The organism is Microbulbifer variabilis, assembly GCF_023716485.1.
GTDB lineage: Bacteria > Pseudomonadota > Gammaproteobacteria > Pseudomonadales > Cellvibrionaceae > Microbulbifer > Microbulbifer variabilis_B.
Map to the genome: position 1 here is coordinate 3,749,057 of NZ_CP092418.1, position 15,222 is coordinate 3,764,278.

Sequence of the window (15,222 nt, forward strand, 5' to 3'; positions counted from 1 at the left end):
AATGGCTCCCCCATTAGCACATAAGTGACGAAATCTTACACTGCGGTACTCAAAAAATCCCGCGGTATAAATTCCCCCGGCACTCTCTCAAAGTCCTGTTACCGGCGGTTGACTACGATGTGCATCAGACACAAAAAGTTCAAAATGTGGGAGAAAAGATATTTTGAGGAAATTCTTACCAGGCTGGAAAGGCTATAAGCCTCTGGCAGAGTGAATGATGCGTCAAATAATCATCATTATTCACTAGACTGATAGACCCAATTGTGTTCACAGGGTATAAGTCCGGTGAACACAATATCGAGATAAAAATTAAAAAAGGAGACTGGTGAGACTAGGAGACCACTCCAGGTCTCTGAGGCGAACCTGCCACAAACGCCCGGTACTGGAAGGCCAATCATAACCGACTAATAGGCTGCGGTTATCCACATAACAGTGCGCATCCCGCTCAGCCTCGTCCCCCTGATAAATATAACCACTGATATCTGGGCCCAGATCCTGAGAGCGCTGACTAGCCTGATCACCCGCCATAATTCGCGCCGTGCGATGGCTTACTCTCGGGGCCAATAGTTTTCCTCGTTGAGAGGGGTCGACAATATCTGGAGAAACCACTTCCAAACCCGCTTGATGTTTTACCAGTGTTTTCAATAGCGGCCCCATAAAAACGCGCATTAGAGGGAATAGCAGACGGTTTTCTCCCCCCAAACGCAACTCTTGAGGGCCGTTAGGGCCACTCCAGTTTGCCTCTATTTCATCTCCTAATCGGGGAGGCTGACCTTCAGGGAAACACAAATGATAATGCGCACTGACCTCATCAACCTCATCGCGCCAATTCACTTGGCATTCACTCACCAAGCCATTATTTAGCAGCGCAAAGACCTCTATGCCGAAGCCTCGATCACCCACCAGTCTCTGGCTGACCAGAGAGCGGCGTCCAAGGGCATCAAAGCCCAACTGCCAGCTATCTTGAACAGGCATCTCACGCCCGTCACAGCTGTAATGATAACGCCCTTGTGCAAGGGTTGAGTTCAAACGCATTACAGATTTCCTCCCTGCTCACTGCATGCACCAGACCGATGGTTCAGTACCCAAAAAGTATTGCACAAGGTGGGTTGAGCACCCGGGCTTTGGCGCGAAAATTAACTATATATTTATGCGCTTGTACGGGGATTTCTGAGCAGAAATAAGAGGAGAAAAATGGATATATCTCATCGCTATCAAAACAAGTAACGCAAGCATTTACTCGCACTATTCCATGCTGTCATAGACTAGTTATTAAGAAAAATAAAGAAACAGCGACTGACAAATCCGACTCGTTAATCTTTGATAATACCTATCGATCAGACACAATGCTTAATAAAAGTGAAATCCTGATTGATCCAATCCGCAATTCATTTATTTATAAGGCAATTTATTCATTGCTCCAGCACTGAAATTTAAAACTAATTCACCTGGCATCAACTGAAAATTCATTCGAGCAAATAAAAACTTTTAATCACCCTACAAAACTACAGCCAGGAAAATAAAATTGACGCCAAAATGCAGTAACAAGCACCTACGTTAAAAGACCACAGTCGCAAAAAAGATCTGGCTTTTATTATTAACAAAAGGTATTAAACCTCGTGATTCATTGGAAGATTCAATAAAAATGAGTAACCGACATGCCAACCTTTGCCTATCAATCCATAAATTCGAACGCCAGTACCAATCATGATGTTGGTGCTTCCAACAGCCAGCATTTCACTCGTGTTACCCATAACCACCAAGCCGCCAATCAGAGTCCCTGGCTTTTGGTAATGCCAACCGCCAAAGGACTGGACCCCCACACTCCGCTTTACGGCCCCGCCCAGCTGGTCTCCCAGGCACCTGTGGGTTATATGGCCAAGGGCCAACACAGCAACAGCCAATTTCTCACTATGGTTGAGGGCAAGGCGCGACAGACTCACCAACATCTCTATCGCTCGCTAAGAAAAACTTGCGATCTATTGGTATATGGTGAAATGGATGGGGCTAATAGCGAATGGAGCTCCATGCAGCAACATGCCGGAGCGCTGGTAGGATCAAGCTCCACAGGCAAGGCCTGCAACAGTTTTAGTGTCCATGCCGCAAAAACTACCCAACACCAAGTCCTGGGGTCAGGTATGGGCTGGATCGCGGTGAAAACAGGCAATGTCAATGCTGTATTTGTGCATGTCCCCAATAGCATTGCCAAGAGTGAAGGGCAAGCAACATTGTTTTATCAGAATATTAATAAATACCTGTTGCAGCAGGGCCACGGTGCAATTGACCTCGTGATGGGAGATACCAACCAAGGCAGCAACAGTTTTACCCCTTCAGTAATAAGCCGGGCAACAAACATGATCTTTCACGACGCACACCCTGCAAGCGAGGTAACACCCTCAGATTCCCATCAACGCAGTTTTTCTGGCACCAATAGTACTGCCAGTAAAAAATATGATGTAGCGGTTTACAATACTGCGACTATCAATATCGTAAATGTGGACTACTTATCACAGAGTACTGCAGTCAATATTGACGGTGTCAATATGGCTGCAGCTGTCACTGACCACATGGGTATTTTTGTTGACGTAACCAAGTAAGGCTGGCAGCCACTTCGGCTATAGATAGGATTGCAAAAACTTGTATATCCATGATCGACCTTATTGGTGGACACCTGGAGGTCGATCATGATTTTTCCCTCTATTTAAGCAACAGCTGCCTGCTGAGCTTGCGGGGTAATCCATTTCATAAAATTGCCGGTTTGCTGATTGTCATAGAGCGCATTACCGTGTAAATCATTCACTACTTGTGCCGCACGCCAGGCCGATAAGCTCAGCTGTGGCTCCGCAATGCCGTGACTTGTCCGGCCAGTACCAAGGAAATACAAACGTCGACCACTCTCATCGCCGCTAAGTCTTGCCGCAAAAGCATCATCCAACAGCAAGCGACTCTCTGCATCGCGTGCAATGCGCTCTTGTAAAGGCGCCAGACAAGGAGGTAGAGCCTCACACAGGCCAGTGCATAGAATAACGATATCCGCATTAACCCACTCGGTACCATCTGCCTCACCCAGCAAGTGATTTTCCAGCTGCAGTTGATAGTCTCCGCGGTGAGACATCTCCACCAGTTCGCGATTGGGCAATAATGCTACTCGTTCAGCATCCTTTTCCAGGTGCACAAGACGGTAGAACAACTGGTAAAGTTCCTTGAGGGTGTCAGGAGATATACCATCAGAAGCCAGCTTCTGCTCTGCAACCACTTCCTCACGACGCTGAGGGCTCAACTGACGGAACACGTCGACATACTCTGGGGTAAACCAATCATTGGTGAAGGGGGTCTCATCCAATGGCAAATAATTGCTGCGGCGGGATACCCAGGTTACCTGCTGTGGGCGGCCCCAGTGTTTACTCAAAAGATTAATAACCACTTCCGCACCAGTCTGGCCTCCACCTACCACGGCGACGCGCTTACCACTTACATCCGGATTACGCAGGGCAATTTCCAGCGCATGGAAGCAATTATCAGACAGGAATGGGCGACTGCACTCTGGAATATTTGGTTTTTTACCCGCTGCAACACATAAGTTTTTGGTAAGTACCTGTTCGCGACCATTGGGGCCGTGCACGTCCAGCTCAAAAAACTCCCCATTATCCACCACGCTCTGTACACGGCTGCTCATTTGGATAGAATCCAAGCGACGGGCAGCCCACGCCAGGTAATCGGCAAACTCGCGACGGGTTACGGTACGCTGTTCTGCGTGCAGAAAGTCATAGAAACGTTTATTTTCTACCAGGTACGCCATAAAGCTACAGGGATTGGTTGGATCAACCGGCGTTACCAGGTCTTTCAGGTAAGAGGTCTGCATCATAGCCCCCGGCAACATTAAACCAGGATGCCAAGAGAATTCCGCTTTAGCATCAAAAAAGCGATGTCTCAAAGATGTGTCCCGCATTAGAGCGGCCACAGCCAAATTAAAAGGACCGGCTCCGATACCGGCGAGATCTAGGAAATTGCTCATGATTATGCCTCTAAAGCGGAAGCGGTTGCTGGTTGGTGTTTCTGTGACTCTTGCTCTGCGAGCCAAAGGGGATTAGTCAGGTCTCCACCGACAATGGGGACCGGGCGTTCAGCGCTGTCATCGTAACCTTGACGCAGGCGCACGCGATTAATACAAACGCGCTCGATATGGGGACGGAACAAATTAAACTGCTGGAAACGCTCCGCCATACCGCCATTATCTCGCTGTGCGGATTCTTGATATCGGCGTAGGACCTTGGCTAAGACTCCGTAGAATTTCCTTTCCTCTAGGCCAATCTCTGTCATTAATTGGGCGGACAGATAGCGCAGCACTGTGACAAAGTGACCGGTAAACAGGTCGTGAATAATGTAATTAGCAGGCAATTGATCGAGAACTTGTGCCGCCGATTCCGGTAGGTCCGCACGATCAGGGAAATCACCCTGAGCGAGACGCAGATCTCCCTGGAAATCCTTCAGAAGAACACGAACAACTTTGTTGTCGCGTAATACCAGCGTTAGGTTTTGCGAGTGAGCTACCAAACCTATGCCATAACGGCTAAGCAGGTGATAAAGAGGCACCACCGTAGCGTCGAATAGCTGCTCAAGCCAGGCTTCTACTGAAAGGCCGGAGGCTTCAATCAGAGCAGAAATTACAGACTTACCGCTGCTATCTTTCTGTAATAACGCGGCCATTAAAAGATGGCGCTCGCCCTCAGCACACAAGCTTGCCGGGCTCTGCCTCCAGGTAGCTCCCAGTAATTCACGGTAACGATAGGGCGCGCCCTTTATCGACTCTTGGTGTAAGTGCGGTACATGCAGGCCAGCTACTTCTTGAAGAACACCGGTGCCCCGCGATTGTAATTGCTCATCACGCTCACAGAGTAACTGCATCCATTCAGATAACGCCGGTCCGCAGCGCATAAACTTGCCTGGAATTCCACGGTAGCAGGAAGTATTCAATACCGTTAATGGCAACTTCACATGGAGAGCCTGCGGGCGTTTCAAGTTGGACAAGGTACGTAGTGAAACCTGCGGCAAATATTCATCGCCAAACTCACCGAGTAAAACCAAGTCATCACTAAAAATCTGTTGTGCATAATGCTGACTAATATGATGCTGCCATTGCCATGGATGCACCGGCAAGGGCAAAAACTCTTGCCAGTTAACCCCTTTCTCACGACATTTATCGTCCAGCTGCTGTAACTGTGATTCACTCAAGCTTTCTGCCAATAGCTGAGGCCAATCCCACAGGTCGCTATTGCCACTCACAGCGAGATCCCGGCGAACAGCAAGCCATAACAGCCTGACCCCCTGAGCGGCCTCTGTACCATAGGCGTTAAACTCTTGTGCGCCCCAACCGATACGGCCTTTATTCACCATAGCCTTAGGATGCCCATCCAGTAGGCACTGCAATTTTTCATCAGTTAGTGTGCCTAGGGTATGCGCTGTGAGCGATTCACGCTTTTGCAGCAAAGTAACATCCGCAACCAGGGTATTGGCCAGTTCGTGTAATAAATTGCCCAAAGTACTGGGGGAGGCTTCAAGGTCCAGAGCAGCATCAATAAAAAACTGTGCTGCGTCATCCGCAGGTATTACTTGCCCATCACCTTCCCGCTCAATACTTTGCGCATCAATTAATAACCAATCCCACACAGTTAACTGAGCTTGGAAACGATAGATAACACCAGAAGCAAGTTCCACAAAGTAACGGGCACCCGTTTCTAACTTTGCCGTCAGAGCCTGTTCATAACAAAGCTCAGCCAGCGATTTCACCAGCAGGTTTCTATTCGCCTGCTTCCAATATTTATCGCCGCTCATATTCCCCCCATACTCTGAAAGAATTCGTCTCGCTTGCACATAATCAAAGCAGCTCTTTTGTGGGGAAAATCAAATTCTTTAACTTTTTTCCAGCCAAAAGTGCCGTTGATGTATTTAAGCAATGCGCGATTATCCGCGCGCGGCTCTCCAACCAAAGTTTCTGTGCGAGCGTCATCCAGAAACATAAAATGGGTAACACCATTAAACCAAGCCTGAGCAAAACGGCCTCCCAGGAAGCGTTGGTCGCCAACCAACATATGTGCACCGCGATCAAATGGCTGGCAGTCATAGTAAGGTGCAATACGATCTTCAAGCGCCCAATAAATTTCAAAATAGGCAAAGGGCTCACCATCAATACAGGCGATCAATGGATGCTTATGGGGATCTTGAATAACAGAGTCAATAAACTGTCTCTGCTTTTCTTTATCACCTTCTTCTTCCCAAAATTTTGCTACACGCTCCTGGTTCATCCAGTTGGTAAAGCGCTCCAAATCTTTCTCTGGATCCAGGTGACGTAAACTGAAATCTATTCCCAGCGCGTGGAAATGACGGTGATAAACTTCCCCTTTAGGTGGTTCCGCACGGAGAGGGTGGCGAACTCCCTGCGTATTCTCTACCCACTGCAAAGGAAACTCACCGGCATTGTTACCCCGATACCAGAGCTCTGTACGTTGATAAAAATTGCTGCGGGAAACTCGGCTTACCACAGTATCCGCATCGACAATATCCGTATTTTGCAATGCTGGATTCAGCGCAAAAAGCCAGTCGAACCAGAGATCTAACGCTTCTAACGAAATTTCACCAGACGACAGGATGAAAATTGCTATTTCCTGTCCGGGAACATATTCAATTTGAAAATAGTTATCGCCATTTAACTGGCAACGATATCCTCCCACAGCAACTTGCCAAGAGCGCCCATCGGGAAGCTGACCCTGTTCCCCTAAAGATATTTCAAGCGCAGCTGTTGAGCTGGTCATAATTCTTTCCTTTCAATTTTTATCGTCACGGTGATCAAGCTTCGGCAACTTCAGCGTCTACTACCGTTCGCAGGGGGTTCGCCATAGTGTGATAGATGGAAAGCGGGTCTTCGGTGGTGGTTTCATTCATACCAATCACCGCACATTGAAAATTGCCCTTAGCCCAAATTTCATCGGCATTGAGCAAATACGCCAAACAGCTAAAGTCACGTCGCTGGCCTTCGTACAGCAATTGCAGGCGCTCGCGCAGCTGGCGCAACAACTCCTGCTCGGAAATTAAACCTGCAGCGGAAAGCGCACAGATCAAACCAAAACAGCTATTAACGATCAGGTAATACACAAAAAGGCGGTTGGCCATTTCTTCGTCAATGACATTCTCACTGTCCTGGGCCAGATTAGGCAGATAAGGTTTGAGTAATTCCTCGCCCAGGCGACTATAACCACTGCCTTGACAATCTCTGAAGAAACCAGCCACAGGCAGATCACCCTCGAAGCTCAAAATCAGATTTTGTTGATGGGCGCCAAATAAAATTCCAAAATCGGCTTGGGCAATTAGCAAGGGCTCAATAACTGCGTCGAGAAAAGCCTTAAACCAGCGTTTGCTAGCAGCCTCAATGGAAATATTTTCCTCTCCCGCGAGGCGCTGTACCAATTGCGCAGCCCGGCAGGGAGCACCATTAGGATGATCCTGAGTCAATGTTGCCAACAGGCAGGTATTTTTTGCGGCTGTTTCCAAGAAAGGATTTTCCCGAAACATAACCAGGCTTTCTATAATCTGCTCACCTCTACTATCGGCAAGCATCAGGTAAGCCGGTTCCGCCAACACCTGGAAGCGCGGGTAGCGGCTGGCAAACTCCTGCCCCAGAGGCGTATCTCTTACTTTTAAGACTTCGAGACCACGCACCATTTCTTTTGGTTGCAGAGTACGCACCGAATTAGTCAGCCTCAGGCTGAGAGAAAACTTGAGCATATAAGGGCTTTGAGCACTGTAAATTGCGCGCAGTGAAGAGGTTGCCCGCCACGGCTCCCTGCCCTCACCCAACTCAAGAATTTTTCCACTCTCAAGTAATTCGGCCACACGTGGGTCTTGCCCTAGCTGACGCCACTGCCAGGGATGTGCCGGGATAGCAATAAATCCTTCCGGTGCCACCGGAGCACCATCCGTTGCACGCACCAGATCGGCAAACTGCGCCTCGCTAATTTCCGCTCCACTGGCTCCAAGCAAATATTGTGGGTCCACCCCCAGCCACATCAGGGCAAAACTATTGCCAAATTCCGGGGCGTAACATTCGGCATCCTTATCGGTAAATGGATCGCGGCTTTTAGGAGTCGGATGGATAGAGTGTCCGCATAAAAGTGCCTGTTCCGACTCGACAAAAGTGAGGGGCTGAGTAAATAGTTTCTCTGTATCTGCGTGACGAGCATCCAGTGCCTGAGCCATATTTTTCACACTGGCCGAGACCCTGCGAGTAAATTGCGCTCTGGATTCTGCTGTGGCGCCAGGGAAAAAAACAGGCTCCTGTGCAACCTGCTGCGCCGCATCGGCAAACCCAATAGTTTTGCTGGTACCCTCTGCGTTACGCAATATCATCGGCAGGGTAAACTGGTGCCTGCCACACTCACTGCGATAGGAGACACTCAGCCAGAGTTCGGCACCACTGGCCGGTAGAGGAATATGCACCGCCGGTACACTGATCCCTTGTGGAAGTTGCTCGCCAGCTCGTTCGTGCCAAATACCGCTATCTGTCTCTCGCAGTAGTGCATTGAAGAAGCAGTTGGCTGACATTCTTTCCGCAGCCATATTGACCTCCGTATCCCCGGCGGTCATAACTGGATTTTGAGCAAAAGCATCGCCGTCGACGCCGCCAGTGCTGGCTGCATCGGATTGAGGATTATTCATGGTGGTGATTCTTTATCGGCTAAATCTAAGTGAGAATGGTTTGCATTAGCCTTATGATGCAGGTAAATTTCTCGCACTTCAAGCCCATTGCCAGAGAAATTATCTGGCTGTGAACTCTTGCACAGGAAAGGGTCGCGTTTTTCTGTGATTTTTTATGAATTTGTTGTGGAGTCCCGGATGCGGAGATCCCTGAATCACCCCAAACATCACCTGCGTAAAATCAATATGGTGGTGGCCAGCCAGGGAGCTGCCCAGGTTGTTCTACTGACTCAAATTCCACTCATCGTTGAGCGCTGTGGGCTGAGTCTGGCCAGCATCGGGGGGTTAGTGGCCCTGGGTACTTTTTGCCTGATGATTGCCGGACCACTCTGGGGTGAAATGGGGGACAGGGTTGGCCGCAAGCCAGTACTACTCGCAGGGCTGACTGGAGCACTGCTGGCCCAGTGCCTCTTTGTGGCCCTGTTGGTGGCCATGTCTCAGGGGTACCTGGAGGAAAGTAATGCCCTAATAGCTCTGGCAATCAGTCGTGTCATTTATGGATTGAACGCTGCGGCCATCTACCCCTGCTGCCAGGCTTGGGCTATTGACCTGGGGGAGCCAGAAAAGCGCTTATCAATTCTTTCAGGCTTGAGTGCGGCGGCTAATCTGGGACGAGGACTCGGGCCACTACTTGCCTTGCCGGCTCTCCTCGCTGGCGCTCTTTGGCCACTGGCGTGGCTGATATTGCTACCATTCATCACCCTCGTTCTAACCGCCGGTCTGCCGAAAGGAAAGAGTTATATTGCAGAAACAGAATCCTCTGAAAATTCCTCCCTCCCTCCTGGTGCCCTGGCCCTGTTTGCCACCGCTCTGCTCGGTACCGTTAGTGTTGGTCAGCTGCAGGTTGTCATGGGACCTGCTCTTAAAGATCTCTACGGTCTCAGCGCCATGGGCGCCTCATCAGCTACTGCCGTATTGTTGGCTGCAGTAGCGATTTGTGGGTTCCTGGTTCAGATTGGTCTGGTGCGCAAACTCAAGGCGCCGCAGATGAGTTTTATGTTGGGCGTAAGCTCCCTATGCACAGGCACCATCTTGCTCTCCAGTACCCTAGGCAGCCTGCTCGCAGCTGCCGGCCTGCTGATCTTTGTGGTGGGGATTGCCTTTTTGGTACCGGGCTACAGCGCACTTTTGAGCCAAGCGAATCGACGCGGTGGCCGGCTATTTGGGTTTCTATCACTGATGCACACCGGCGGTTACACTATCGGTTTTGCCATCGGTGGCTGGCTTTATGAAAGGGATCCGCAGCAACCCTTATTGGGATTACTGGTCAGCGTCTCACTTATCGCGCTTTTTGCACTACTCAGCAGCATAATCAGCAAGAAAAAGAAAGTGGGACAGACCCAATACACTGCCAGGTAACAAAGTTATTGCTTAATTTGAAAAAGGGTGGCCTGTGCCACCCCTCAAGATTCAGAGATACCGCTGCCAGAATTCGGCCTGCCCAAACTCTTCATCCAGCGTATAAGGCTTGAACCCCGACTTGCGATAGGCATTCTTCGCGGCAAAGTTTTTTTCCAGTACTTCCATGGTCAGCTTACAGCCCCCTCTCTTTTTTGCCTCTAACGCCACAAAGTCCATCATGGCAGCGCAAACGCCCTGCCCCCGGGCGCGCTCACTGACGATAACATCGTGAATATTAATCAGCGGCATACAGGAAAATGTGGAAAAACCGGTGAAACAATTAACCAAACCCAAGGCCTCATTATCGCCATAGGCGAGCACGCTGAAAGCACCGGGAAAATTTGCCAATTTAGGCACCAGCTCATTGCGACAAGGCTCTGGCAATGGCCCCCCTCCACCAAAAGGATGGCGGGAGTATTCATCCATTAAATGGATAATATCCTCAGCCTGATGGCAGTCCGTATAATTCGCCAAAACCACACGCAATGCGCTGGAAGTCTCCGGGGTAACCAATGCCATTATTATTCCTCCGACTTTTTCCACCTGGGAAATGCAAAAGTATTGAAAAGCGAGTATGTAAACAAACTTTTGCTAATTTGACGATTATTACTGTCAAATAAAATCCATACCGCTTTTAAGCGCTCTTTTCATTTCCTGGTTAATTTATCGGAAACAGCAAAACTCAGGCCAAGGGCTCCCTTTCCAATTCTCGACCAAAGGGGTCCTCTCCACCATTCATTGGTTCAATAGCTCCTTCCTCTTCATCAGAGTTAGAGGTGTATCCACGCAGCCGAGTCCGCCGCGCCTGTAGCTGGCGCATACGCAAACGGTGCCGATCAGCAAATCCAGAGCGCAAGGATGTGCGCTGTCGCCTACCGGGACCGGAGTGATTCCTTCTCGCCATCATTTCTCCTTAAATTGAGACCCAATGCTAAAAAATAGTCATCTTTCAGGTTAGCCCATACCCTCTTGGCCCGCAGGAATAAAGCCGCTATCCTCCCAACATTATGTCCAATTAGTCATATCAGGATACAAACCCATTGCACCCGCTAGATCATCTATTAAAAAATAATCAGAACTGGTCCGAGGCCACCCACAAGGACAACCCGGACTTTTTCTTAAAGCTTTCAAAACAGCAATCACCGGAATACCTTTGGATTGGCTGCGCTGACAGCCGTGTGCCCGCGAATGAAATTGTCGGGCTTTTGCCCGGTGAGCTGTTCGTACACCGCAATGTCGCCAATGTGGTGGTACATTCTGACCTCAACTGCTTATCCGTTTTGCAGTACGCGGTAGAGATTTTGAAGGTCAAGCATATTATCGTGTGTGGGCATTACGGCTGTGGTGGCGTACAGGCGGCACTACACAACGAACAGCTTGGTCTAATTGATAACTGGCTGCGCCATATCCAAGATGTTCGCGACAAGCACCACACTCTGGTTGACTTATTCCAGGAACAACAGCGTACAGACCTACTGTGCGAGCTCAATGTCTTGGAGCAAGTAATCCATATTTGCCAAACGACAATAGTGCGCGACGCATGGCGCTCAGGTCAGTCACTCTCCATTAACGGTTGGGTCTACGGGCTAAAAGACGGGCTCGTACACGATTTGGGGATTTCCATTCGCCACCCAGGAGAGATTGCAGACGTCTATCAAAATGCACTGACAAATATTTCCCAAGGCAAACACGATTAGCAGCACCCTTCGACGATCTCCCTTATATTTGCCCTAAAGCCGGTTGCCCTACAGCCGGCTACTGTCTAGCTAGCACGGGGGCACCATGCCAGACTATCGCCAGTGGGAATGTCAAATCTGCGGCTGGATCTACGATGAAGCCAAGGGCTGGCCTGAGGATGGGATAGCCCCTGGTACCCGTTGGGAAGATATCCCCGAAGACTGGTGCTGTCCCCAGTGCGGAGCGCACAAGCAAGATTTTGCAATGTGTGAGCTGGATAAAAAGAAAAGCCCCCCTTCTCCACTTGATACCCCGCTTGACTCCCAGTTACCAACTCATCAGGGCACAGCTACTTTTCGCCTCTGGGAGTGCATGGTGTGCGGATGGGTCTACGACGAAGCCAGGGGGTGTCCAGAGGAAGGCATTGCTCCCGGCACCCGCTGGGAGGATATCCCCGAGGACTGGAGCTGCCCGCAATGCGGAGTGGGTAAAGAAGACTTCGACATGGTGCTGGTGACTCCGGCATCAAATTCTATAGAAAATGACACTGAGCTAAGTGGCGGTGAAGCTTCCAGCGAGAATCAAGCCCCACTAGTGATTGTCGGCACAGGCCTGGCCGGCTATCACCTAGCCCTGGAGTTTCGCAAGCTCGATTCTGTAACCCCCCTGGTTCTGATTTCCAGTGATGACGGGGCCTTTTACTCTAAACCCCTTCTATCAGCCTCCCTTTCCCATGGAAAAACAGCCCAGCAGTTATGCCAAACCAGCGCTGAAGAAATGGCGCGTAAATTGGACGCACAGATTCTCGTACATACCCGTGTGGCTTCAATTTCCCCCCACAGCAAAACATTACAGTTGCAGCAGGATGTTGATAATCACATAGCGGATATTCCTTACGACAGGTTGATATTGGCGACTGGTGCCCACTGCCGCAAACTGACGGCTATCGCGGGCAATGCCCACGCAAGGCTATTTAGAATTAACAACCTGACAGACTACCACCGCTTTCGCACCGCGCTCGTTGGCTGCCAGCGGGTCCTCCTGATCGGTGCAGGTCTGATTGGTTGTGAGTTTGCCAATGATTTGGTGCAAGCCGGATATGAAGTGGCTGTGGTAGATCCTCAGGAGTGGCCGCTCGCCTCTCTCTTGCCAGAGGCTGCCGGTCGCGATCTCCAGGAGGTGCTCAATAACAGTGGCGTTCGTTTTTATCTGGGGAAGTCCATTCGCTCCCTGAATAAAAATCCTAAAGGTATTGAAGCCCTGCTGGATAACGGTGAGACGCTAGTGGCAGATATCGCCCTGGCGGCACTGGGTCTTGAAGCTAATACTGCCCTGGCTGAAACTGCGGGACTGAAAATTCAGCGGGGAATTGCCGTAGACCGGAAATTACAGAGTAGCAATCCGCATATATTTGCCATTGGCGACTGTGCGGAGGTAGAGGGGCACCAGCTGTTTTACGTCGCTCCCCTAATGACTTGTGCCCGCGCCCTGGCTCAAACCCTTAGCGGCAATCCCTGTCCCGTACACTACGGCGTTATCCCGGTTGCGGTTAAAACAACCCTGCGCCCCACAACCCTCTGCCCTCCCCATCCAGGCGCCGAGGGCAGCTGGCAAGTATCTCAAGACACAAAAGGCGTCTGTGCCGAGTTTCGCAACAGTAGGGGAGAACTGCTCGGTTTCGCACTGACTGGCGCCGCAATTACAGAAAGGGAGCGACTGATAAGTGAGTGCATGCCGCTTATGGACAATAAGTCATTCGAATAACGATATTCGAGCTTCTTTTACTAGCTTGCGAGGCAAGACGCGCAATCAGTACGCTTTTGCCGTAAAATGGCTGGCTAGCACAGTTTTTGTACAAGCAACCATCGTATGTCGACAGAAAGAAGCTCCATTATCACTCCCTCCCCTCAACAAAGCCGCCTGCTGCGCGATACTCTGGGCCAGTTCGCTACTGGGGTCACCGTTATTACCACGCAGGACTCTGAGGGACAGCCTGCGGGGATGACCGCCAACAGCTTTAATTCAGTATCTCTGGACCCCGCACTGGTTCTATGGAGTATCGACAAACAATCACTGGGCTACGAGGCCTTCACCAGCCGCGAACACTTTGCAGTACACGTACTGCGCGCAGATCAGCAACACGTTTCCAACCTGTTTGCCGGTCGCGGGGCCGATAAGTTTGGGCAGATTCAGTGGAGCGAGGGCCCAGATGGAATACCTCGACTGGAAGAGTGCGCCGCCTATTTCCACTGTCGCCGTGTCCAGTGTATTGAAGGTGGGGATCACACCATCCTGCTGGGAGAAGTTTTGGAGTTCAGTGCTTTCGGCGGCGAACCCCTAATATTCCACCGCGGACGCTATCGCGCCTTGTCTGGAGAATAAAAAATCCAAAGTCTCCACCATCAAGACTTTTAAGGGGGCACTCTGCCCCCTTTTAAATTTTCCAAACCTATAAAGGTATTTGCCTGTCTGCATGGGTTAACAACCGATAGACTTAAATCACCCTTGCCTCATCATTTAATAATAAGCTTTTAAAAATTATCGGGGGGAGTTAAGCAACAATGAGCCCAAGCACACTTTTCTGTTTTGCCCACCGGGGGTACCAACGCCAGGCCAGTGAAAACACTTTACAGGCCATCAGCCAAGCATTGGCGTTAGACGTTGATGGTATTGAAATCGATGTCTGGAATATTGGTGGGCAACTCTTGGTAACACACGATAGGCGCCTGGGTAGACTACTTTCCGGCAACGAGCTGATAACTGATCTACATCCAGATGCCCTGCGCCAACGCCTCCTACCCTGCGGCAATAAGATTCCAACCCTGCGTGAAGTACTGGAGTTAATCGGTAGTAACGCCCAGCTCAATATAGAGATCAAGGGTCCAAATTCAGCTGCGCTAGTAGCCAAAGAAATACAAACATTTGTCAGCGACAAGGGCGTAAGCTTTGATCAATATATTGTTTCCTCTTTTGATCACCGACAGCTCCACGAGTGCTTACAACTGATACCCAGTGTGCGCCGCGGAGTTTTATTCAGTGGTATTCCCCTCGACTTAGCCACGAGCACAGTGCCTTTGAAGGCTTATTCCCTGCATACCAGCTTGGATTTTATCAGTGCTGATTTGATTGCCGATGCAAAACAGAGAGGCTTAAAAAACTATGTCTTCACGGTTAACAGCCCTGATGACCTGATACTCCTAGCCTCACAAGGTGTGGACGGTGTTTTTACTGATCAACCAAAGATAGTACTGGACTTCAATATGCAGGTTATTACGAGCGGAAAATCGATCTGAGTCTTCATAGAGATTGGCCCATGAACAAAAAACCCGGCAAATACCGGGTTTTTTATTGCCTACAATAAGTACTTCAGAGTAAATTTTGATTGGCAACGGCTAT

At 49.9% G+C, this 15,222-nt stretch carries 13 protein-coding genes; 6 read left to right on the forward strand and 7 right to left on the reverse strand.

Features of this window, described 5'->3' with window-relative positions:
* Positions 1-309: 309 nt before the first annotated feature.
* Positions 310-1,035: a hypothetical protein gene (locus MJO52_RS16660; RefSeq protein WP_252083096.1), complete on the reverse strand. Its 726-nt coding sequence runs from the start codon at positions 1,033-1,035 to the stop codon at positions 310-312.
* Between the two features lie 623 nt (positions 1,036-1,658).
* Between MJO52_RS16660 and MJO52_RS16665 the strand changes: the two genes are divergently transcribed.
* The gene (locus MJO52_RS16665) at positions 1,659-2,597 is read left to right on the forward strand and encodes a hypothetical protein (protein ID WP_252083097.1); all 939 of its coding nucleotides are present in this window, start codon (positions 1,659-1,661) and stop codon (positions 2,595-2,597) included.
* Positions 2,598-2,701: 104 nt separating this feature from the next.
* Here MJO52_RS16665 and MJO52_RS16670 read toward each other — a convergent pair whose 3' ends face one another.
* The 4 genes from MJO52_RS16670 to MJO52_RS16685 are packed head-to-tail and all read right to left on the reverse strand — an operon-like array spanning position 2,702 to position 8,709.
* Positions 2,702-4,015 (reverse strand): lysine N(6)-hydroxylase/L-ornithine N(5)-oxygenase family protein, encoded by a 1,314-nt coding sequence (locus tag MJO52_RS16670; RefSeq protein WP_252083098.1) that lies wholly within the window; start codon positions 4,013-4,015, stop codon positions 2,702-2,704.
* A gap of 2 nt (positions 4,016-4,017) precedes the next feature.
* Positions 4,018-5,832 (reverse strand): IucA/IucC family protein, encoded by a 1,815-nt coding sequence (locus MJO52_RS16675; protein ID WP_252083099.1) that lies wholly within the window; start codon positions 5,830-5,832, stop codon positions 4,018-4,020.
* Complete coding sequence (locus MJO52_RS16680; protein WP_252083100.1) at positions 5,829-6,809, reverse strand: GNAT family N-acetyltransferase; 981 nt, start codon at positions 6,807-6,809, stop codon at positions 5,829-5,831. Before MJO52_RS16680 ends, MJO52_RS16675 begins: the two co-directional genes overlap by 4 nt.
* 34 nt (positions 6,810-6,843) lie before the next feature.
* On the reverse strand, positions 6,844-8,709 hold the full coding sequence (locus MJO52_RS16685; protein ID WP_252083101.1) for an IucA/IucC family protein: 1,866 nt from the start codon (positions 8,707-8,709) through the stop codon (positions 6,844-6,846).
* Positions 8,710-8,886: 177 nt separating this feature from the next.
* Here MJO52_RS16685 and MJO52_RS16690 point away from each other — a divergent pair, with 177 nt between their 5' ends.
* Positions 8,887-10,107: an MFS transporter gene (locus MJO52_RS16690; protein ID WP_252083102.1), complete on the forward strand. Its 1,221-nt coding sequence runs from the start codon at positions 8,887-8,889 to the stop codon at positions 10,105-10,107.
* 51 nt (positions 10,108-10,158) lie between these two features.
* Here the strand turns inward: MJO52_RS16690 and MJO52_RS16695 are convergent, their stop codons facing one another.
* On the reverse strand, positions 10,159-10,668 hold the full coding sequence (locus MJO52_RS16695) for a GNAT family N-acetyltransferase (protein ID WP_252083103.1): 510 nt from the start codon (positions 10,666-10,668) through the stop codon (positions 10,159-10,161).
* A 163-nt stretch (positions 10,669-10,831) separates the two neighbouring features.
* Entirely contained in the window at positions 10,832-11,053 is a 222-nt protein-coding gene (locus MJO52_RS16700; protein WP_252083104.1) for a hypothetical protein, read from the reverse strand.
* A gap of 136 nt (positions 11,054-11,189) precedes the next feature.
* On the opposite strand from MJO52_RS16700, the gene can reads away from it, so the two are divergent.
* The 4 genes from can (at position 11,190) to MJO52_RS16730 (ending at position 15,119) form a co-directional block, all read left to right on the forward strand.
* A complete protein-coding gene (can, locus tag MJO52_RS16705) occupies positions 11,190-11,846 on the forward strand; it encodes a carbonate dehydratase (RefSeq protein ID WP_252083105.1) in 657 nt (218 codons plus the stop codon).
* An 85-nt stretch (positions 11,847-11,931) separates the two neighbouring features.
* Positions 11,932-13,590 (forward strand): FAD-dependent oxidoreductase, encoded by a 1,659-nt coding sequence (locus tag MJO52_RS16720; RefSeq protein ID WP_286036974.1) that lies wholly within the window; start codon positions 11,932-11,934, stop codon positions 13,588-13,590.
* Positions 13,591-13,695: 105 nt separating this feature from the next.
* Complete coding sequence (locus MJO52_RS16725) at positions 13,696-14,208, forward strand: flavin reductase family protein (RefSeq protein WP_252083106.1); 513 nt, start codon at positions 13,696-13,698, stop codon at positions 14,206-14,208.
* A gap of 179 nt (positions 14,209-14,387) precedes the next feature.
* On the forward strand, positions 14,388-15,119 hold the full coding sequence (locus tag MJO52_RS16730) for a glycerophosphodiester phosphodiesterase (RefSeq protein ID WP_252083107.1): 732 nt from the start codon (positions 14,388-14,390) through the stop codon (positions 15,117-15,119).
* The last annotated feature ends 103 nt before the right edge of the window (positions 15,120-15,222 follow it).